Source organism: Bradyrhizobium cosmicum (assembly GCF_007290395.2).
In the GTDB taxonomy this organism is placed as follows: Bacteria; Pseudomonadota; Alphaproteobacteria; order Rhizobiales; family Xanthobacteraceae; genus Bradyrhizobium; species Bradyrhizobium cosmicum.
The window spans coordinates 2,667,898-2,688,107 of the sequence record NZ_CP041656.2 but is presented as its reverse complement, the minus strand read 5'-3'; the positions used below and the strand labels follow the sequence as shown (position 1 = coordinate 2,688,107).

Below are 20,210 nucleotides of genomic sequence, written 5' to 3'. Positions count from 1 at the left end.
CCGCACCTTGTCCTGTTGCCGTCAGCCTAGATGCCGACCTCGAGATTGACCGGGCGGGTGAAGGTGTTGGCCACTGGCGACCATTTCTTCACATGGGCGACCAGAGCGTTGATCTCGTCCTGCGAGATGCCCTCGCATTCCATGTCGACCTTGACGCGCACATCGGTAAATCCAACGGGCTTGTCCGACATGTCGCCGGTGCCCCAGACCGCGGTGATGTTGAGGTCGCCTTCGAGTTCGAGCTCGAGCTTGTTGACGATCCAGCCACGATGCACGGCGTTGGCATGCAGGCCGACCGCAAGGCAGGAGCCGAGCGCGGCGAGCGAAGCTTCCGACGGATTGGGCGCGGTGTCGTCGCCCAGAAGTCCCGGCGGCTCGTCGACGATGTAGGGCGGCAGGTTGCGGATGTAGTTGGCGTGGCGGAACTTGCCCTCCGCGACCGTCTTGCATTTCAAGGTCTTGATGACCTTCGGATTGGCCTTGCCGCTCGCAATCAGTTGCTCGAGGCCATTCTTGTCGATGGGCGCAAGGCACCCCGTCAGCACTGTCTTTTGAACGACGGCAGTCATCATATTCTCCCTGGCAGCCGTGGAAAACGGCAGGATACCGAACGGTCTGTTTCCTTGCATGGAGCGTGCCAGAGCAGGCCAAAAACAAAAGGCGAAGCATTGGAGCTGCTTAGCGATCCCTGCCCGCGGATTGATCAGCGGTCGCTTGCTCAATGGCGATGCAGACGGCCCGCCGCCTGCGAATCTTTTCAGCGCAGAACAGATGCGGCTTGCTGAGGCGACGCGGCTGCGGGTAAGTTTGGACTCATGGCCAAGCCCTCACTGAACAAGACATCATCAAAGAAGACATCCAATTCACCGCATTCCTTTGCAGGCGAAGACGAGTCCGCGCGCGGGCGCCTCTTGAGCGCCGCGACGCATCTGTTCTGCAAGAACGGCATTAACGCCACCGGCATCGACGCGATCATCGAGGAAGCCGGCACGGCGAAGACCACGCTCTACAAATTGTTCGGCTCCAAGACCAATCTCGTCAACGCGGTGCTGGAGAGCGAAGGCAAGCAGTGGCGCGAATGGTTCATCGGCGCCATGGAAGACGGCGGCGGCGACGCGCAGGCGAAACTGACGCGTATCTTTCCGGCGCTGAAGAGCTGGTTCGCGCAGGAGCGCTTCTACGGCTGCCCCTTCATCAACGCGGTCGGCGAGCACGACAAGGACGCCAAGCAGTTCCGCAACATCGCGTTGAAGCACAAGAAGATCGTGCTCGGCCACATCGAGAAGCTCGCCGGCGAGCTCGGCTCGAGCGAGCCTGCAGTGCTCGCGCATCAGCTCGGGCTGTTGATCGACGGCGCCATCGTCGCGGCGATGATCTCGCGCGATCCGGGCGTGGCGGATACGGCAGCGCTGACCGCCGGCCCGCTGCTCGGCCAATCCAGGGCGAAGAAGAAGCGCGCGGCGGATCAGCTTGAAGCGGTGTGAGGTCGTACTTCGTAGGGTGGGCAAAGGCGCGCAGCGCCGTGCCCACCAAATTTTCTCGGCCGCGTTGATCGAGATGGTGGGCACGCTCCGCTTTGCCAACCCTACAATATGCGTTTCATAAACCGCCCGATCGCCGCGAGCACCGGCTCCTGATCCCCCGCAAAGAACCAGTGATCACTGCCGTCGAGCTCGACGAACTCCGCACCTTTGATCCGGCTTGCGATATCGCGGCCGGCCGCGATCCGCACGGCCTTGTCGTCCCGCCGGTGCAGCACCAGCGTCGGCACGGCGATCTTCGGCAGAAGATGCCGCACGTCGGCGTCGCGAAACGCCTCCAGCACGGCGGAGATGCCGCCGGGGCTGGAGGCCGCGCGCAGCAGCCCGGCCCACCAGGCCCGCGCCTGCGGATCATTGGCCAGGCTCGGCGCAAACGCTTCGATCCCGACCGGGCCGCCCCATTGCGTGATGAGATGCTTGCTCCAGGCGTCATACTGGCTGGCGCGCAGCGCGTGCGGATAGTCCTGTGACCAGCAGCCCTTGGCCAGCGCGCCGAACAAGATGAGCCCGACCACGCGACGCGGCTCATCGACGGCAAATTTGATGCAGGCAGGCCCGCATTCGGATGCGCCGAACAGCACGACGCGGCGCGAATCCGCCGCCCGCAGCACCGTGCCGATATCCTGTGCGGTGACGTCGATGCCCGGGGCTGATCCGACCCGGTCGGACAGTCCGATGCCGCGACGATCGAAAACGACCAGGCGCCCAAGCTTCATCAATGACGCCAGAAACGCGCGGCTCGCGGGATGCTCCCAGGCGCGTTCCACATGTGAGACGAAACCGGGCATGACCAGGATGTCGAGCGGGTCGCTGCCATAGGTCTGATAGGCCAGATGAACGCCGGCGCCCTTGACATAGCGCGTCATCGGGGCGGCATGCGCCGCCGCCGCGGGGCTCATCAGCGCCTCCGTCTCGGCTTCCGGCGCCACCCCGAGCTCGTCCCGCAGTCGCCGCGTCAGTGCCGCATGCTGCCGTTCCGCCGCGCTTCTGTCGCCGGCGAGCAGCAGGCTGCGGATCAGGTGCCGGCCATACACTTCGCTGAGCGGATCGAGCTCGACCAGCCGGCCCGCATGCGCGGTCGCGGCAAAATGGTCGCCGGCGGCGTTCCTGTCCTGCACCAGACGCTCCAGCGCATGCATGAGCCGTCCTCGCAGCGCCTCCCGCCGGAAGAACGCCCAGTCCTCGAATTCGGAACAGCCATCCAGGGCGAAGCCGGCGAGGAAGTCGCCCCGATAGATCGCGCAGGCCTGCTCGAAGTCGCCAGCATCACAGGCGCTCTCGAACACATGTGAGTCGATCGTCAGTTCGACCGCCGGAGACCATCGCACACTGGCGCGGTCGGTCTCGAACACCGGCTGGCCCAGCGTCATCTCGACGCGGTGAAGCAGGCGCCGCAATCGCGCCAGGCCGGTCTCGCGGTCCGTCTCGGGCCACAGCAGCGTGGCAATGACGTCCCGTGCCACGGCGACCTTGGCCTCCGCGAGATAAACCAGCAGCGCAAGACCCTTGCGCAAGGCCAGCTTGATCGGGCGGCCGTCGGCATGGACCTCGGGGAACCCGAACGCCCCGAGCGAGAAAGCCGTCATCAAAATCCTCCCTCCCCTCGCTGCGTCCCCGGGGGACGTGCAGGGGACGGTCGAGCGGTAACATTCGGGCCAGATCGAGCCAGCTCGCCAGCGAGCGACTCATGCTCCTGCATGCGGCACCGCCTCATCAGGCACAATAGGAAAATCCATGGTCGCGCGCCTCGCAATCCTGCTCTACGCCATCGTGAGCTATGGCATCTTCACCGCTTCATTTCTCTATGCGCTCGGTTTCGTCGGCAACTATGTCGTGCCCAAGTCGATCGACACGCCGATCGACGTCGGTGCTGCCGCAAATCCGGGCGAGGCCATCGTCGTCAACCTGCTGCTGATGAGCCTGTTTGCAATCCAGCACAGCGTGATGGCGCGCGCATCCTTCAAACGATGGTTGACCCAATTCCTCCCACCCGCCTGCGAGCGCAGCACCTATGTGCTGCTCTCCAGCCTGATCCTCCTGCTGCTGTTCTGGCAGTGGCGCCCGATCCCGGCTCCGGTCTGGCAGGTCCACGGAATTGCGGCCTGGCTGCTGATCGGCGTCCACTGGCTCGGCTGGCTGATCGCGTTTGCCTCGACCCACATGATCGATCATTTCGACCTGTTCGGCCTGCGCCAGGCTTTCGTCGCGCTCCGCGGCACCGAGATGCCAGGTCAATCCTTCAAGACCCCGCTGCTTTACAAGATCGTGCGCCATCCGCTCATGCTGGGCTTCCTGCTCGCGTTCTGGGGCACGCCCGAGATGACCGCCGGCCATCTGCTGTTCGCCATCGCCAACACGGCCTACATCCTGGTCGCGCTGCAGTTCGAGGAACGGGACCTGATCGCCGCGTTCGGCGCGACCTACCAGGAGTATCGCCGGCGCGTTCCCATGCTGGTGCCGCGTCTGTTCGGTCGCCGCCGCAGCGACGAGCGCCCGTCGCCGCGGCCTGCCGGAGCGCCGCAATGAACGTTGTGCCATGCCGCACGCTCGCGGCCGCCCGAACGCCCGAACCGGAAGCCGCGGACGCCGCTGCATTCGCCGACACCCTCGATGGTCTCGACGCCAGCCTCTATCTCGTCGATGCGGACGGACGTCTCATTCACACCAATGCCGCCGGGCGGGCCATGCTGGATGCGTACAACGTCCTGCTGGAGATCCGCGGGCAACTGATGGCCTGCGATCCCATGGTCACGCATCGGTTGCGGCAGGCCTTCGCGGCGTGCGGCCGCGGCGATGCAGCCGCGGGCACCCGCGAAAGCGCCATCCCGATGGTCGGCGTGGACGGGGCGCGCCACATCGCCCACGTCTTGCCGCTGACGTCAGGCCCACGCCGACGTGCGGGGGCTGCCTACCGCGCCGTCGCCGCAGTGTTTGTCCGCAAGGTGGCGCTGACGATACCACCTCGCTCGGATGCGCTGCGCGACGCGTTCAGATTGACGCCGACCGAGCTGCGCGTGCTGCTCGCGATCGTCGAACTCGGCGGCATTCCCGAAGTGGCCGCGGCACTCGGCGTGGCCGCGACGACGGTCAGGACGCATGTCCGCCGCCTGTTTGAAAAGACCGGCACCGCGCGGCAGGCCGATTTCGTCAAGCTCGTCGCGGGATATGCGACGCCGCTGAGAGACATGGGAGAGTCATGATGAAAGCGGTTCTCTGCAAGTCGTTCACTGGCCCCAGCGATTTGCGCCTCGGCGAGATCGACGAGCCGAAGCCGGCCGCCGACGAGATTCTCATCGACGTCCATGCGGCCTCCGTGAGCTTCATGGACCAACTGATGGTCTCGGGCCTGTACCAGATGCGGCCGCCGACCCCCTTCGTGCCCGGGACGGAAGCGTCCGGAATCGTCGTCGCAATCGGCGACAAGGTCACGGCCTTCCGGCCCGGCGATCGCGTGGCCTGCAGCAGCTGGACCGGCGGCTACGCCGAACGGATGACAGCCAAGGCATCGAAGAGCGTGCTTCTGCCCGATGGCGTCGCGTTCGAAGCCGCGGCGACGGTGCTGCACAATTACGGCACGGCCTACTATGCGCTGGTCGAGCGGGCCCGGGCCAAACACGGCGAAACGCTGCTTGTCACCGGCGCTGCCGGCGGGGTGGGCCTCGCCGCCGTCGACCTCGGCCGCCATCTGGGCCTGCGCGTCATCGCCGGGGTCGGGTCCGACGACAAGGCCGCCCTGGTGCGCGACTACGGCGCCAGCGATGTCGTCAACTATCGCAGCGAGGATCTGCGCGACCGGATCAAGTCGATCACATCGGGAGACGGCATCGATATCGGCTTCGACAATGTCGGCGGTGCGATCTTCGAGCAGATCGCCCGACTGATGAAGTGGGGTGGACGGCTGATGCCGATCGGCTTCACCAGCGGCGAGGTTCCCTCGATCCCGATGAACCTGCCGCTCCTGAAGAATTATTCCATCATCGGCGTCTTCGTCGGCGCCTGGGCGGAAAAATTCTCCACGGAAGCCGCGCGCATGAACGATGCGCTGGTGCAGTTACTGGCTCAAGGAAAAATCCGCCCGCATATCGATCGCATCCTCCCCTTGGACGAGGCCACCGAAGCCATGCAAGCCGTCGCCAATCGCATGGTTCAGGGAAGAATTGTCCTCAAGATCAGATAAAGTGCGTGAGGCGACGACAGAAGAGGCAGTCAACCGTTGACCGAGATCATCATCGACAAGCGCTATTGCGGTCCCCCGAACTCCGGCAATGGCGGTTATGTCTGCGGCCGGCTCGCCCGGCATATTCCCGGGGCTGCGGAAGTGACGCTGCGCGCCCCGCCGCCGCTGGACACATCGCTCGATGCGATCGCGACCGGCGACGGCGCGTGGGAGCTTCGCGACGGCGCAAAGGTCGTCGCGACCGGGCGGGCGGCGGGCTTGGAGCTCGCGCGCGTGGAGACAGCCAGTTTCGAGGAAGCCTGCGCCGCCGAGCTATTGACGCCGGTGAAGCCGCACGAACATCCGCTGCCGACCTGTTTCGTCTGCGGCCCCGCGCGGGCCAAGGGCGACGGCCTGCGCATCTTCGCCGGACCGCTCGGACGTCATTCACGGAACGCCGTTCTCGCGGCGAGCTGGACACCCGATCCGACGCTGGCCGCCGACGACGGCCTCGTCGCCGACGAGTTTCTCTGGTCGGCGCTCGATTGCCCCACCGGCTATGCCTGCAACTACAACCAGGAAAGCGACGGCTTCGACAAGGCCCCACTCCTGCTGGGCCGGATGTCGGCCCGGATCGAGGCAAGGCCTCGTCCCGGCGAGCGCTGCATCATCACCGCCTGGTCCACCGGCCGCGACGGCCGCAAGCGCACCGCCGAGGCTGCTGCGCATGACGAGGGCGGCAGGCTGCTGGCGGTGGCAAGGGCGACATGGATAGAGGTCCAACGCGAGGTCCAGCTCGGGCGATAGTAGGGTGTATTAGCCCGCGGCTGCGCAAAGCGCAGTCCGCGAGCGTAATCCACCACCTCTCTGTCCGCCCGCCTAGCAAGGAGGTGGATTACGCTTCGCTAATCTACCCTACTGACGAAGCGCACAGCCGGCGCGACCGCGGGCATGTCGTGGCGAGCCCTCATCGAATTTACCTTCCATCAAGCACGGATCGCGATCAGGCGGGTCTGTAAAGGCGGCCTTAGCACCCCCTCGTCTTTGGTCATCCGCAAGAGAAGGGGATGCTCTGGGATGCGGTCCGAAGGCGGACGATACAGCTTGCCGCGCTGGCGATTGATGCGTTGGTTGACGGATGTCGGCCCCGACGTGCCGGGCGACATTCGCGCAGCCCTCATCTCCCAACTCTTCGGTGCGGTCCCGATCTTCGCGGGCGGCGCCATCAATTCGGTCGCGATCGCGGCGATCATCGCGTATCGGCTGCAGACCGGGCTGCTTGTCGCCTGGTTCGTGCTCGAACTGATGATTTGCCTTGCGCGCCTCGCGGTTCTGGTCGCGGCGCATCGCGCGATCCGGCTGCACCGGCCCACCCCGACCGATCTTCATCTCTTGCTCTCGATGGCCTGGAGTCTCAGCCTCGGACTGGGCGCTATCGCGAGCATCAGCAGCGGCGACTGGCTGGTCGCGATGCTCGCCTCGATGTCCACGGCGGCCATGATCGGCGGCATCTGCTTCCGCAATTTCGGCGCGCCACGATTTGCAGGACTCATGATGCTGATCAGCCTCGGCCCCGTCGCCGTGTACATCGCTCTTCTCGGCGAGCCGATGCTCTACATCATGATCTATCAGATCCCGATGTATCTCGCGGCAATGGCGGGCGCGGCCTTCCGGCTCAACAGGATGCTGATCACGACCATGCGGGCCGAGCGCGAGAACAGCCATCGCGCGCACCATGACGCGCTCACGGGTCTGCTGAACCGCGCGGGATTCATCGACGCGCTGGAGGCGAAGATCGCGCAATCCAGTCGTGAGGACCGCCCTGTTGCCCTGTTCTTCGTGGATCTCGACGAGTTCAAGCCGATCAACGACACGTTCGGACATGGAGCCGGCGATCGGGTGCTCAAGGGAGCCGCCGAGCGACTGCGCAAGGCAGTGCCGGAGAGCGCGGCAATTGCGCGGATGGGCGGCGACGAATTTGTCGCGCTCGTTGAAAACGTCACAGCCGAGCAGGCGCTGGCGATGGGACAACGCATCGTCGGCGAGATCGGGGCGCCCTATCAGCTCGATGGCGAGACCCGCGCCAGTGTTGGTGCGAGCGTGGGCATTGCGCTGTCACCGGATCATGGCTCCCAGGTGGCCGAGCTGCTTGCGGTGGCGGATGGAGCCCTCTACGAGGCGAAATCCAGCGGCAAGTCTCGCTGCTGCCTGGCTTCGATCGATCTGAACCTGACCGCGCTGCGCCGGCTTCAGGCCGGCAGCAAGCGCGCCACGAATGAGACCAGCGTCGCCGCCTGAGCTGCGTAGGGTGGATTAGCGAAGCGTAATCCACCACGTCTCAGTCCGCTCGGTTGGCAAAGAGGTGGATTACGCCTTCGGCTAATCCACCCTACGAAACCAACGTCTTGGAAAAGCCGGCCGCCAGATGATCGATCAGCGCGCGGACCGCCCGCGGCAGGCCTCGTCGGGTCGTGAAGACGAGATGCACCAGGCCGCGTTGACCGCGCCATTCCGAGAGCACATGGACGAGCTTACCTTGCCCGAGCGCCTCCCGGCAGAGGTGATCCGGCAACAGCGCAATACCGAGGCCGGCGACCGCCGCATCCCGCACCGCGCCAAAGTCACCGCAACCCATGCGTGGTTCGTGTTTGACGACGCGAGCGCGCCCGTCGTCCGTCTCCAGATGCCATTCGACCAGATTGTCCTCATCTGAAGTCGCCAGCGTCGGAAGCGCGTTCAAATCATCCAGGGTTCGCAGCCGGCTTGCCAATTGCGGGCTCGCGACCAGGATGCGCGTGGACGTCCCCAGCGACCGCATGGTGAGCGCCGCATCCCCGACAAGGACGGAACGAACGCGCAGAGCCACATCGATCCGCTCTTCAATCAGGTCGACCGGCCGGTCGATGGCGACGAGTTGCAGGCGAACCTTGGGATAGCGGATCAGGAAGTTCGACGTGAGCCCGAAGATTTCCGCGACCATGCCGGTCGGGCAACTGAAGCGAATGCGGCCATGGGGTTCGGCCTGCGCTTGCGTCACCAGCGCCTCGGCCTGTTCGGCTTCGGCCAGGATCGCACGACAGCGCTCGTAGAAGGCCTGCCCTACTTCGGTGACGCGAAAGCGGCGGCTCGATCGTTCGATGAGGCGCAGGCCCAGGCGCTCTTCCAGCCCGGCAATCCGCCGGCTGAGCTTTGACTTGGGCTCGCGCAAGGCCCGTCCGGCGGCAGCAAAGCCGCCGTGCCCGACCACCTCGGCGAAATAGGCAAAGTCGTTCAGATCAGTCTTCATCGTTCCTCATATAGAACGATGCGTACCATATTCGCCGTCTACTCGCATCATCGTTCTATAGGCATCTACGAGGGGCAACGGCGCTTCTGCCAAATGCTTCCAACGGAGACGGACGATGACTGACAGGTTCAACAACAAGGTCGTGGTGGTGACCGGCGGCACGAGCGGCATCGGCCTTGCGACCACCAAGGCTTTTGCGGCCGAGGGCGCTTCGGTGTTCATCACCGGCCGCCGCAAGGATGCACTCGACGCTGCGGTGAAATCGATCCGCGGCCGCGTGACCGGCGTGCAGGGCGATATGGCCAACCTTGCCGACATCGACCGGCTCTACGATGCCGTGCAGCAGAAGCACCAGCACATCGACGCGATCTTCGCCAATGCAGGCGGCGGCGAATTCGCACCGCTCGGCGCGATCACCGAGGAGCACTATCAGCGCACGTTCGACACCAACGTGAAGGGCGTCCTCTTCACCGTGCAGAAGGCACTGCCCTTGCTCCGCGACGGCGCCTCCATCGTGCTGAACGCATCGACCACGAGCATTTCGGGTACGCCGGCCTTCAGCGTCTATTCGGCAACCAAGGCCGCGGTGCGCAACTTCGCGCGCAACTGGATCCTCGACCTGAAGGACCGGCACATCCGCGTCAACGCCATCAGCCCCGGTGTCACCGAGACGCCCGGCCTAAATCATCTGTTTGGCGCCGGCGAGCAGGCGGAGGGCACCAAGAGCTATCTCGCGGGCCTGATCCCGGCCGGCCGCGTCGGACAGCCCGAGGAGATCGCCAAGGCCGTGCTGTTCCTGGCGTCGGACGAAGCAAGCTTCGTCAACGGCGTCGAACTCTTCGTCGACGGCGGCCAGGTGCAGATCTGACGCGCGAACTCAATTCGTAGGGTGGGCAAAGGCGCCAAGCGCCGTGCCCACCACCTCGATCAATCAGTCGAAACACGTGGGCACGCTTCGCTTTGCCCACCCTACGAGGCCAGTGGAATTTGGAGACAACTATGACCCAACTCAATACATCCGCGGATCGCATCCACGAGTTGCTCCGTCGCAACCTTCAGGAGGTTTTCGGCGAGGGCGACGCGAAGCGCCGCCGCGCCGCCATCGACGAGTTCTGGACCGAGAACGGCGCCCTGTACGCACCGCCAGGCATCATTGTCGGTCGCGACGCGATCGACAAGTTCGCCGGCGATCTGCGCGCCACGCATCCCCACTTCGTCTACACGCCGACAGGCGAGCCGCAGGCGCTTCACAACGCCGGGCGGCTGGCCTGGGGATCGGGTCCGCGCGGCGAAGCACCTGATTACACCGGGTGGGACGTCATCATCGCGGAGGACGGCAGGATCTCCGCGCTCTACGTGTTCCTCGACCCGCCCGGCAAGTGAATGCTGAATCGCAACTGGTGCGAAGGGTGGATTGGCGAAGCGTAATCCACCACCTCTCTCTCCGCTCGGATAGCAAGGAGGTGGATTGCGCCTTCGGCTAATCCACCTACGAGACCTACGAAGCTTGCTCGATCATCGCCTGCAATCTCACCAGTTGCGCCTCGAGATCCCGCTCCACGTCTGCCGCCAGGATCTCGATCACACGATAATCCCGTGCCTCGAGCCACGTCCGCCGGCCCGCGCGGTCCGCCGCGATCGTCTCGTTCTCGGCCGGGTTCACCAGCTCGATCGCGATCCGGTGCGGGAACGAGACGAAGTCCGGGATGTGGCGACCGACCGGGGTCTGGCGCTTGAAGCTTCCCGCGAAACGGCGATCGCGCGTGAGCGCCTGCCAGAGCAGGCGCTCGGCATCGGTCGGGTTGCGGCGGAGCAGGCGGGCGAGGCCACGCACGGTCGAGCCGCTGTCGGACACCCCGCCGCCCTGCCCGTGCTCGGCCAAGAGCGCGCGCAGGCGCGTGGCCTGCTCGCCGTCGAGCACGCCGCCCTTGGCCGGACCCTTGCGCCCCTCGGCAATCGCCATCACCACGCCGTGCAGGGTGTGCATGTCCTGCTTGGTCGGGTCCATGCGGGTGAAGATGTTGCGCAAATTCACCAGCATGGTGTCGCGCTTCTCGGCCGGGCGCAGGAACTCGACCTTGTCGAGCTCCCGGATCAGGTTCTCGAAGAAGGCCTGGATCTGGTGCTGCGAAGCGCGCTCGGAGCGCTCCGGCATGGCATGCGGCAGTTCGCCTGAGGTTGCCCGCTTGAACCATTCATAGCCGACCAGCAGCACCGCCTGGGCGAGGTTCAGCGAGGCAAAGCCCGGATTGACCGGAAAGGTGATGATGCGGTTGGAGAGCCCGACCTCCTCGTTAGTCAGGCCCCAGCGCTCGCGGCCGAACAGGATACCAGCCTTGCCTCCCGCCGCGACGTGGCCGGAGATTTCGGCGGCGGCGGCTTCCGGCCCGACCACCGGCTTGGCCTGGTCATGCGGGCGCGCGCTGGTCGCGAACAGCAGATCGAGATCGGCCACCGCCTCTTCGACCGTGCCAAACAATTCGACCTTTTCCAGAATATGGTCGGCGCCGGCCGCGGCGCGCTGGGCGGCGATGTTGGGCCAGCCGTCGCGCGGGTTGACGATGCGCAAGGCGCCGAGCGCAAAATTGCCCATGGCGCGCGCGGCCATGCCGATGTTTTCCCCGAGCTGCGGCTCGACCAGGATCACGATGGGACCGTCGAGGGAAAGGCCCGCCTTGCTCTTGTCAGTCCCCGACATCTCGTTTCGCTTTCACTGGGTTCTCAAGGCCTTGGCAGGGCGCTCTTCAGGAATTGATTCAAAGCCGGCCTTGGCCCCATCCTGGACCGACCGCCCGTTCGCCTGTCGTTTGCCTGTCCTGACGAAATTCTCAAGGGAAATAACGGGTTGGATTCGACTTTTGAATCTCGCTTGAAAGCTCAGCCCCGCCCTCGCGGCCGGGCCGTTACCCGCCCCCCATCTGAGGAAGCTGGATCGGCTAAAAGTGCATAATCACTTGGCTTTCGCCCGCCGCGCGGCGGTGCTAAGAGGCGGCGGATATTCAAATTGGCGCAGGTGGCGCCGTTCCCAAGAGGGCTTCCCCGATCATGGCAAAAATCAAGGTATCCAATCCCGTCGTCGAACTCGATGGCGACGAGATGACCCGGATCATCTGGCAGTACATCAAGGACAAGCTGATCAACCCGTTCCTTGACGTCGAGCTGCTCTATTTCGACCTGGGGATGGAGTACCGAGACCAGACCAACGATCAGGTCACCATCGACGCCGCCGAAGCCATCAAGAAGGTCGGCGTCGGCGTCAAGTGCGCCACCATCACTCCGGACGAGGCCCGGGTGAAGGAGTTCAACCTCAAGCAGATGTGGAAGTCGCCGAACGGCACCATCCGCAACATCCTCGGCGGCGTGATCTTCCGCGAGCCGATCATCTGCAAGAACGTGCCGCGCCTGGTTCCCGGCTGGACCAAGCCGATCATCATCGGCCGCCACGCCTATGGCGATCAGTACCGCGCCACCGACTTCAAATTCCCGGGCAAGGGCACCCTGTCGATGAAGTTCGTCGGCGAGGACGGCACCGTGATCGAGAAGGAAGTGTTCAAGGCCCCGGGCGCCGGCGTCGCCATGGAGATGTACAATCTCGACGACTCCATCATCGACTTCGCCCGCGCCTCGCTGAACTACGGCCTGCTGCGCAACTATCCGGTCTATCTGTCGACCAAGAACACCATCCTCAAGGTCTATGACGGCCGCTTCAAGGACATCTTCCAGGACATCTATGACCGCGAGTTCAAGAAGGAATTCGAGGCCAAGGGCCTGACCTACGAGCACCGCCTGATCGACGACATGGTGGCCTCGGCGCTGAAATGGTCCGGCGGCTATGTCTGGGCCTGCAAGAACTACGACGGTGACGTGCAGTCCGATACGGTCGCGCAGGGCTACGGCTCGCTCGGCCTGATGACCTCGGTGCTGCTGACCCCCGACGGCAAGACCGTCGAGGCCGAAGCCGCTCACGGCACCGTGACCCGCCACTACCGCGAGCACCAGAAGGGCAAGGAGACCTCGACCAACTCGATCGCGTCGATCTTCGCCTGGACCCGTGGCCTCGCCCACCGCGCCAAGCTCGACAACAATGTCGAGCTCGCCAAGTTCGCCAACACGCTGGAGAAGGTCTGCGTCGACACCGTCGAGGAAGGCTACATGACCAAGGACCTCGCGCTCCTGGTCGGCGCCGACCAGCGCTGGCTCTCGACCACCGGCTTCCTCGACAAGGTCGCGGATAACCTGGCAAAGGCGCTGGCGGCCTGACGGCCATCCGCAATTTCGCCCGACTGGGCCGGACATCATCACGGGCCGCGCGACAAGCGCGGCCCGTTTTCTTTTTTGGGAGCTTCGTGGAGACCACCATGTGGATCAAGCTTGCTGCCCCCACCCTGCTGCTCGCGGCTATGATCGGACCGGCGGCCGCCGCGGACCCGCTCCCTGACGCCATCGCAGCGCCGGACGAGTCCCTCGTGCTTAGCGTCCATGCCGAAGGCGCGCAGGTCTATGAGTGCAAGGCCGGCACCGACGGCAAGCTCGCCTGGGCCTTCCGTGAACCGATCGCGACGCTGCTGTCCGAAGGCAAGACCATCGGCCGACATTATGCGGGCCCGAATTGGGAGCTGGCCGACGGTAGCGCCGTGGTCGGCAAGGCCGTCGGCAACGCGCCGGGCGCCACCGCGGCCGACATCGCCTGGCTGAAGCTGGACGTCACCGCTCACCGCGGCAGCGGCGTCCTGACGCCCGTCACCACGGTCCAGCGCATCAACACCCACGGCGGCAAGCTCGACGGCGCCTGCGAGAAAGCCGGCGAGTTCAGGAGCGCGCCCTACTCCGCCGTCTACGTCTTCCTGAAGAAGGGCTGAGGCCTATGCTTTTCATGGTGATCGAACGCTTCAGGGATCGCGATCCCATTCCGGTCTACCGCCGCGTGCGCGACGAGGGCGTCAAGTTTCCGGACGGCCTCAAATATCTCGGCAGCTGGATCGAGCCAAATTTCGACCGCTGCTTCCAGCTGATGGAATGCGACGACGCCCGCCTGCTGCAGGAATGGGTTCTGAACTGCCAGGGCAAAGGCATGACCTTCGAGATCGTGCCTGTGGTGCCGAGCAAGGAGACGCGCGAGGTGGTCGCGCCGTTCCTCGACAGGCACTGACGGCTACTTGCCGCGGCGCCCGTCTTCCTGTTCGGCCTGTGCCAGTTCAGCCGGCGCAAGGTCGCCGGTGTCGGCGAGCCGCGCCTTGGCGGTGGTGTGGACGTGCTCGGCGAGCGTCGGCATGCGTTCGATCAGGGCGTGAAAATCGTGAGCATCCAGCACCAAGAGCCGCGTCTTGCGCGTCGCCGTCACGGTGCCGCTGCGCTTGGTCTTGTGCAGCAGCGCGATCTCGCCGAAGAAGGTGCCGTCGGCGAGCCGCACCTGCTGGCTCGGCAGCGCGATCTCGACCTCACCGGCGGTGATGAAGTACATCGACGAGGCGGCGTCGCCCCGCCGCACCAGGATCTCGTCCTGCTCGACGGTGCGCGCGCGGAGCAGCCGCATGATGTCGGCGATCTCCGCGGCCGACAGATGCGAGAACAGCGGCACCCGCGCCAGCATGCCCCAGGTCACGACGAAATCGCGCCGTTTCACCTCTTCGGCAAAGGCGGTCGAGATGATCGCGACCGGCAGCGCGATCATGGCGAAGCCGCTGACGATGGTGAAGACGGAGACGAATTTTCCGAGCGCCGTCACCGGCACGACGTCGCCATAGCCGACGGTGCCGAGCGTCACGATCGCCCACCACATCGCCTGCGGGATGGTGCCGAGCTTGTCCGGCTGCACGTCGCGCTCGATGGCGTAGAGCAGCGAGGCGAAGGTCAGCACCGCGCCGATCAGGATGACGATGCAGCCGATCAGCGCACGCCGCTCGGCGTGCACGGCGGCCAGCAGCGAGCGCATCGCCGGCGAGTATCGTATCAGCTTGAAGAACGGCAGCACGCCGAGGGCGGCCAGCGTCGCGTGCCGACCCGTCGCCAGCACGATCGCGGCGGGCAGGAACGCCAGCAGATCGATGATGCCGAGCGTCGAGAAGGCATAGCCGAGCCGGTCGGCGAGCGCCGAGGCCTTGCGTTGCGTGTGACCCGCCACCGTCCACAGCCGCGCGGCATATTCCAGCGCGAACACGATCACGGACAGGATCGTGATCCCCGAAAACAGCGCACCGAACTCCGCGTCGAGCTCCGGCACCGAGGCGAGGATCATCGCAGTCACGTTGAGCACGATGACGCCGATGATGAGCTGGATGAAGCGCGATCCGGCCGAATAGGCCAGCGGATCGTGCTCCAGCAATTCGTAGAGGCGATCCCTTAAGTTGGGATCGCGAAGCCCAATTCCTCGCGGAACGAGGCGCATGGCTGCCTAGGCGCCCGCTGCAATGGCTTTTTGGATCTCCGACAGGGCGTCGAGAGCCTTTGCTCCGTCAGGACCGCCCCCTTGCGCCATCTCGGCGCGGCCGCCGCCACCCTTTCCGCCGACGACCGGCACGCCGATCTTGACCAGGCTTGCGGCGTCGAAGCGGGCCGACAGATCCTTGGTCACGCCGACAACGAGGCTGGCCTTGCCGTCGGCCGTCGTATTCGCAACGGCGACGACACCCGACTTGATTTCGGCCTTGGCCTGGTCGACCAGCGACTTGAGCTCGTCGCTCGGCAATCCCGTGACGTGCAGCCTGTAGAACTTGACGTCACCGATCTCCACGACGTTGGACTGTCCGCCGTCGCCGGCGGACGCGCCGCCGCCCATCGCGAGCTTCTTGCGGGCGTCGGAGAGCTCGCGCTCGAGCTTCTTGCGCTCCTCCATCAGCGCGGTGATGCGCGCCGGGACGTCGTCGATCGAGGTGCGCAGTTCGTTGGCTGCCGTCTTCGCCAGCGCCATGGTCTCGTTGGCGTGCCTGCGTGCGTAATTGCCGGTCAGCGCCTCGATGCGGCGCACGCCGGAGGCCACCGCGCTCTCGCCGGTCAGCGTGATCAGGCCGATGTCGCCGGTGCGCCGCACATGGGTGCCGCCGCACAGTTCGACCGACCAGCCTAGCGCGTTGGCGCCGCGCTCGCGCGCGGTCCGGCCCATTGAGACGACCCGGACCTCGTCGCCGTATTTCTCGCCGAACAGTGCGCGGGCGCCCGCCTCACGCGCTTCATCGACGCCCATGACGCGGGTCGTGACCTCGTCGTTCTCCAGCACCACATCGTTGGCGATGTCCTCGACGCGGGCGAGCTCTTCCGCCGTGATGGGCTTGGGATGCACGAAGTCGAAGCGGAGACGGTCGGGTGCGACCATCGAGCCGCGCTGGGCGATGTGATCGCCGAGCACCTGGCGCAGCGCCTCGTGAATGAGATGCGTGGCCGAATGATGCGCGCGGATCGACGAGCGCCTGCCGTGATCGACCTCGAGCTGCAGCGCGGTGCCGAGCCTCAGTTCGCCGCTCTCCACGGTGCCGACATGGACGAAGAGATCGCCGAGCTTCTTCTGCGTGTCGGTGACGCGGAACCTGATGCCGCCCTCACCCGTCAGCACGCCGGTGTCGCCGACCTGGCCGCCGGATTCCGCGTAGAACGGCGTCTGGTTCAGCAGCAACGCACCAGGCTCGCCGGCCTTGAGGCTGGCAACTTCCTGGCCGTCCTTCACCAGCGCAGTCACCACGCCTTCGGCGCTCTCGGTCTCGTAGCCCAGGAATTCAGTGGCGCCGAGCTTCTCGCGCAGCGGGAACCAGATCGCCTCGGAAGCTGCCTCGCCCGAGCCCTTCCAGGACTCGCGCGCCTTGGCCTTCTGGCGCTCCATCGCGTCGGTGAACGAGGCCTGATCGACGCCGATGCCGCGCGATTTCAGCGCGTCCTGCGTCAGGTCGAGCGGGAAGCCATAGGTGTCGTACAGCGTGAAGGCGACGTCGCCGTCGAACATGTCGCCCTTCTTCAGGGACGCGCTCTTCTCGTCGAGGATGGCAAGGCCGCGGGTCAGCGTCTTGCGGAAGCGGGTCTCTTCCAGCCGCAGCGTTTCCTCGATCAAATTCTCCGCGCGCATCAGCTCGGGGTAGGCCTGGCCCATCTCGCGCACCAGCGCCCAGACCAGCCGGTGCATCAGCGGCTCTTTCGCGCCCAGCAGCTGCGCATGGCGCATCGCCCGGCGCATGATCCGGCGCAGCACATAGCCGCGGCCCTCGTTCGAGGGCAGCACGCCGTCGGAGACCAGGAAGGCCGAGGAGCGCAAATGGTCGGCGATGACGCGGAACGAGGCCATGGTCTGCTCATTCGGCCCGCTGCCGAGCGCGGACGACGTCGCGTCGATCAAATGACGGAACAAGTCGGTCTCGAACACGCTGTCGACGCCCTGCATGATGCTGGCCATGCGCTCGAGGCCCATGCCGGTGTCGATCGAGGGACGCGGCAGATCCACGCGCTCCTCCTTCGTCACCTGCTCATACTGCATGAACACGAGATTCCAGAACTCGAGGAAGCGGTCGCCGTCCTCTTCCGGCGAGCCCGGCGGTCCGCCCCAGATGTGATCGCCGCGGTCGATGAAGATCTCCGAGCACGGGCCGCACGGACCGGTGTCGCCCATCGCCCAGAAATTGTCCGAGGTCGGAATGCGGATGATGCGGTCGTCGGAGAAGCCCGCGATCTTCTTCCACAGATCAGCCGCCTCGTCGTCGGTGTGGTAGACGGTGACGAGCAGCTTGTCCTTCTTCAGTCCGTATTCCCTGGTGATCAGCGTCCAGGCGAGCTCGATCGCGCGTTCCTTGAAATAGTCGCCGAACGAGAAGTTGCCGAGCATCTCGAAGAAGGTGAGATGGCGCGCGGTATAGCCGACATTGTCGAGGTCGTTGTGCTTGCCGCCGGCGCGCACGCATTTCTGCGACGTGGTGGCGCGCTGATAGGGCCGCTTCTCGACGCCGGTGAAGACGTTCTTGAACTGCACCATGCCGGCATTGGTGAACATCAGTGTCGGATCGTTGCGCGGCACCAATGGCGAGGACGACACGATCTCGTGGCCGTTCTCGGCAAAGAAGTTCAGAAAGGTCGACCTGATCTCGTTGACGCCGCTCATGTTCATCCAATCGGGTGTGCTTGGACCCGCTGACTTGCCTTCCAAACCGCGAGTTTGGACTGATATCTGCGGGCCAGAGCGCTTTTAGACAAGGCCAGCTTCGCTGTCCAGAAACTGTGCAGACAGATCAGTGGGTTGCCGCCTCAGCGCAATCCCGTTGCAATCCCTTTGGAAAGGCGCAAAGCCTGCGTTGACAGGCTTGGCCGCCCTGTGGTCTGTACCCATCTGTATCGTACGGCCACGTCGGGAGAGACCGGCATTGGTGCCGGCGCCGAAGGAGCAACCGCCCCGGAAACTCTCAGGCAAAAGGACCGCGTGGCTTTGACGACATCTGGAAAGAGGCACTGGCGGGTTTAAGGCCCGGACAGCGTCCGCCGACGGGATAATACTCTCAGGCACAGCGACAGATGGGGCTTCGACTGGTGTCCACCGGGGAATCGTCCTCGGGGAACCGCCGAGGGCCCCGTAATGCTTGCGCGCGACGACCAAGACTCCCTGAAAAGAACGCCCCTTCACGGGCTGCATCTATCCCTCGGCGGCAAGATGGTGCCGTTCGCGGGCTATGACATGCCGGTGCAGTACCCCGCGGGCGTGCTCAAAGAGCACCTGCAGACCCGCTCTTCCGCCGGCCTGTTCGACGTCTCCCACATGGGCCAGATCGCGCTCCGGCCGAAATCGGGCAAGGTCGAGGACGCCGCCCGCGCGCTGGAGCGGCTGGTGCCGCAGGATATCGTCGCGATTGCACCGGGCCGGCAGCGCTACGCCCAGTTCACCAATGAGGGCGGCGGCATCCTCGACGATCTCATGGTCGCCAATTTCGGTGACCACCTGTTCCTGGTCGTCAACGCCGCCTGCAAGGACGCCGACGAAGCGCATCTGCGCGCGAATCTCTCCGGCGACTGCATCATCGATTCGCTTGAAGACCGCGCGCTGGTCGCGTTGCAGGGCCCGAAGGCGGAATCGGTGCTGGCGAAATTATGTGCAGAGGCGCCATCCATGAAGTTCATGGACGCCGGCCCGCACAAGGTCGCCGGCCTCGACTGTTTCGTCTCGCGCTCCGGCTACACCGGCGAGGACGGATTCGAGATTTCGGTCCCCGCCGCCGATGCCGAGCGGCTTGCAAAGACCCTGCTGGAAAACCCCGACGTGATGCCGATCGGCTTGGGTGCCCGCGACAGCCTGCGGCTGGAAGCCGGGCTCTGCCTCTACGGCCACGACATCGACACGGACACCACCCCGGTCGAGGCCGCGCTGGAATGGTCGGTGCAGAAGAGCCGACGCCGCGGCGGCGCGCGCGCCGGCGGATTTCCGGGTGCGGAAAAGATCCTCGCTCATTTCGACAACGGCGCATCCCGCCGCCGTGTCGGCCTGCTGGCCCAGGGCCGCGCGCCGGTGCGCGAAGGCGCGCTGCTGTTCGCGACCAGCGCAGGCGGCGAGCCGATTGGAAAAGTGACATCGGGCGGCTTCGGCCCGAGCCTGAATGCGCCGGTCGCGATGGGCTACGTGCCCACTGCATCGAGCGCGCTCGGCACGCAAATCTTCGCCGAGGTGCGCGGCCAGCGCCTGGCCCTCACAGTCGCCGCGATGCCCTTCGTGAAAAACACCTACAAACGCTGAGGATCCGAGAATGACCACGACGCTGTACACCTCCGACCATGAATGGCTCGCCATCGACGGCGATGTCGCCACCGTCGGCATCACCGACTACGCGCAGTCGCAGCTCGGCGACGTCGTGTTCGTCGAACTGCCCAAGGTCGGCCGCGCGCTGAAGAAGGCGGAAGCTGCCGCCGTGGTGGAATCGGTCAAGGCCGCCTCCGACGTTTACGCGCCTGTGACCGGCGAAGTGCTCGAGGTGAATGACGCCCTCACCGCCGAGCCGGCCCTGGTCAATTCCGATGCGCAAAGCAAGGCCTGGTTCTTCAAGATCAGGATTGCCGACAAGGGCGAGCTCGGCGGCCTCATGGATGAAGCGGCGTACAAGGCCCATACGGCGTGAGATGGCGATGCGGATGCCCGCGATCGTCATGGCCGGGCTTGTCCCGGCCATCCACGGCCTTCGTGCGGCACCAAGAACGTGGATGCCCGGGACAAGCCCGGGCATGACGAGCTTTTGGCACGGACGTGCCAAGGCAAAATGATCGGCTCATGCGATTG

Annotated in this window: 19 protein-coding genes and 1 riboswitch; of the genes, 13 read left to right on the top strand and 6 right to left on the bottom strand. The window is 65.2% G+C overall.

Annotation, left to right across the window (positions count from 1 at the left end; genetic code table 11):
* Positions 1-26: 26 nt before the first annotated feature.
* Entirely contained in the window at positions 27-569 is a 543-nt protein-coding gene (locus tag FNV92_RS12650) for an OsmC family protein (protein ID WP_015685051.1), read from the bottom strand.
* 246 nt (positions 570-815) lie between these two features.
* On the opposite strand from FNV92_RS12650, the gene FNV92_RS12645 reads away from it, so the two are divergent.
* A complete protein-coding gene (locus tag FNV92_RS12645; RefSeq protein WP_168213240.1) occupies positions 816-1,484 on the top strand; it encodes a TetR/AcrR family transcriptional regulator in 669 nt (222 codons plus the stop codon).
* A gap of 101 nt (positions 1,485-1,585) precedes the next feature.
* Here the strand turns inward: FNV92_RS12645 and FNV92_RS12640 are convergent, their stop codons facing one another.
* The gene (locus tag FNV92_RS12640) at positions 1,586-3,127 is read right to left on the bottom strand and encodes a bifunctional AfsR/SARP family transcriptional regulator/alpha/beta hydrolase (RefSeq protein WP_143840721.1); all 1,542 of its coding nucleotides are present in this window, start codon (positions 3,125-3,127) and stop codon (positions 1,586-1,588) included.
* Between the two features lie 148 nt (positions 3,128-3,275).
* Here FNV92_RS12640 and mddA point away from each other — a divergent pair, with 148 nt between their 5' ends.
* From mddA to FNV92_RS12615, 5 genes are all read left to right on the top strand, one after another.
* Positions 3,276-4,067 (top strand): methanethiol S-methyltransferase, encoded by a 792-nt coding sequence (mddA, locus tag FNV92_RS12635; protein ID WP_143840722.1) that lies wholly within the window; start codon positions 3,276-3,278, stop codon positions 4,065-4,067.
* Entirely contained in the window at positions 4,064-4,741 is a 678-nt protein-coding gene (locus FNV92_RS12630) for a helix-turn-helix transcriptional regulator (RefSeq protein ID WP_143840723.1), read from the top strand. Before mddA ends, FNV92_RS12630 begins: the two co-directional genes overlap by 4 nt.
* Positions 4,741-5,718: an NADPH:quinone oxidoreductase family protein gene (locus tag FNV92_RS12625; RefSeq protein ID WP_143846018.1), complete on the top strand. Its 978-nt coding sequence runs from the start codon at positions 4,741-4,743 to the stop codon at positions 5,716-5,718. The genes FNV92_RS12630 and FNV92_RS12625 overlap by 1 nt, the downstream gene beginning before the upstream one ends.
* 36 nt (positions 5,719-5,754) lie before the next feature.
* Complete coding sequence (locus FNV92_RS12620) at positions 5,755-6,504, top strand: hotdog fold domain-containing protein (RefSeq protein WP_143840724.1); 750 nt, start codon at positions 5,755-5,757, stop codon at positions 6,502-6,504.
* Positions 6,505-6,648: 144 nt separating this feature from the next.
* The gene (locus FNV92_RS12615) at positions 6,649-7,995 is read left to right on the top strand and encodes a GGDEF domain-containing protein (RefSeq protein ID WP_334266096.1); all 1,347 of its coding nucleotides are present in this window, start codon (positions 6,649-6,651) and stop codon (positions 7,993-7,995) included.
* Positions 7,996-8,086: 91 nt separating this feature from the next.
* Here the strand turns inward: FNV92_RS12615 and FNV92_RS12610 are convergent, their stop codons facing one another.
* Positions 8,087-8,983: a LysR substrate-binding domain-containing protein gene (locus FNV92_RS12610; protein ID WP_143840725.1), complete on the bottom strand. Its 897-nt coding sequence runs from the start codon at positions 8,981-8,983 to the stop codon at positions 8,087-8,089.
* A gap of 115 nt (positions 8,984-9,098) precedes the next feature.
* Between FNV92_RS12610 and FNV92_RS12605 the strand changes: the two genes are divergently transcribed.
* Together FNV92_RS12605 and FNV92_RS12600 are read left to right on the top strand one after the other, a co-directional pair.
* Positions 9,099-9,851, top strand: coding sequence for an SDR family NAD(P)-dependent oxidoreductase (locus FNV92_RS12605; protein ID WP_143840726.1), 753 nt, complete (start codon positions 9,099-9,101; stop codon positions 9,849-9,851).
* Positions 9,852-9,982: 131 nt separating this feature from the next.
* Positions 9,983-10,366, top strand: coding sequence for a nuclear transport factor 2 family protein (locus FNV92_RS12600; RefSeq protein WP_143840727.1), 384 nt, complete (start codon positions 9,983-9,985; stop codon positions 10,364-10,366).
* A 115-nt stretch (positions 10,367-10,481) separates the two neighbouring features.
* Here FNV92_RS12600 and FNV92_RS12595 read toward each other — a convergent pair whose 3' ends face one another.
* Positions 10,482-11,681, bottom strand: a complete 1,200-nt coding sequence (locus FNV92_RS12595) for a TrmJ/YjtD family RNA methyltransferase (RefSeq protein WP_143840728.1) — start codon at positions 11,679-11,681, stop codon at positions 10,482-10,484.
* Positions 11,682-12,028: 347 nt separating this feature from the next.
* Between FNV92_RS12595 and FNV92_RS12590 the strand changes: the two genes are divergently transcribed.
* The 3 genes from FNV92_RS12590 to FNV92_RS12580 all read left to right on the top strand — a co-directional run bounded on the left by FNV92_RS12590 (position 12,029) and on the right by FNV92_RS12580 (position 14,132).
* The gene (locus FNV92_RS12590) at positions 12,029-13,243 is read left to right on the top strand and encodes an NADP-dependent isocitrate dehydrogenase (RefSeq protein WP_015685038.1); all 1,215 of its coding nucleotides are present in this window, start codon (positions 12,029-12,031) and stop codon (positions 13,241-13,243) included.
* Between the two features lie 98 nt (positions 13,244-13,341).
* The gene (locus tag FNV92_RS12585; RefSeq protein WP_143840729.1) at positions 13,342-13,842 is read left to right on the top strand and encodes a DUF3455 domain-containing protein; all 501 of its coding nucleotides are present in this window, start codon (positions 13,342-13,344) and stop codon (positions 13,840-13,842) included.
* A 5-nt stretch (positions 13,843-13,847) separates the two neighbouring features.
* Complete coding sequence (locus FNV92_RS12580; RefSeq protein ID WP_143840730.1) at positions 13,848-14,132, top strand: DUF3303 domain-containing protein; 285 nt, start codon at positions 13,848-13,850, stop codon at positions 14,130-14,132.
* A gap of 3 nt (positions 14,133-14,135) precedes the next feature.
* Here FNV92_RS12580 and FNV92_RS12575 read toward each other — a convergent pair whose 3' ends face one another.
* Both FNV92_RS12575 and alaS read right to left on the bottom strand, forming a co-directional pair.
* Positions 14,136-15,368 carry a cyclic nucleotide-gated ion channel gene (locus FNV92_RS12575; protein ID WP_143840731.1) on the bottom strand — a complete coding sequence of 411 codons (1,233 nt, stop codon included), beginning with the start codon at positions 15,366-15,368 and terminating at the stop codon, positions 14,136-14,138.
* Between the two features lie 6 nt (positions 15,369-15,374).
* Complete coding sequence (alaS, locus tag FNV92_RS12570) at positions 15,375-18,056, bottom strand: alanine--tRNA ligase (protein WP_168213241.1); 2,682 nt, start codon at positions 18,054-18,056, stop codon at positions 15,375-15,377.
* A gap of 234 nt (positions 18,057-18,290) precedes the next feature.
* A riboswitch (glycine riboswitch) is annotated at positions 18,291-18,379 on the top strand.
* A gap of 145 nt (positions 18,380-18,524) precedes the next feature.
* Between alaS and gcvT the strand changes: the two genes are divergently transcribed.
* Positions 18,525-19,673 (top strand): glycine cleavage system aminomethyltransferase GcvT, encoded by a 1,149-nt coding sequence (gene gcvT / locus FNV92_RS12565; protein WP_143840733.1) that lies wholly within the window; start codon positions 18,525-18,527, stop codon positions 19,671-19,673.
* A 10-nt stretch (positions 19,674-19,683) separates the two neighbouring features.
* Entirely contained in the window at positions 19,684-20,052 is a 369-nt protein-coding gene (gene gcvH / locus FNV92_RS12560) for a glycine cleavage system protein GcvH (protein ID WP_015685032.1), read from the top strand.
* The last annotated feature ends 158 nt before the right edge of the window (positions 20,053-20,210 follow it).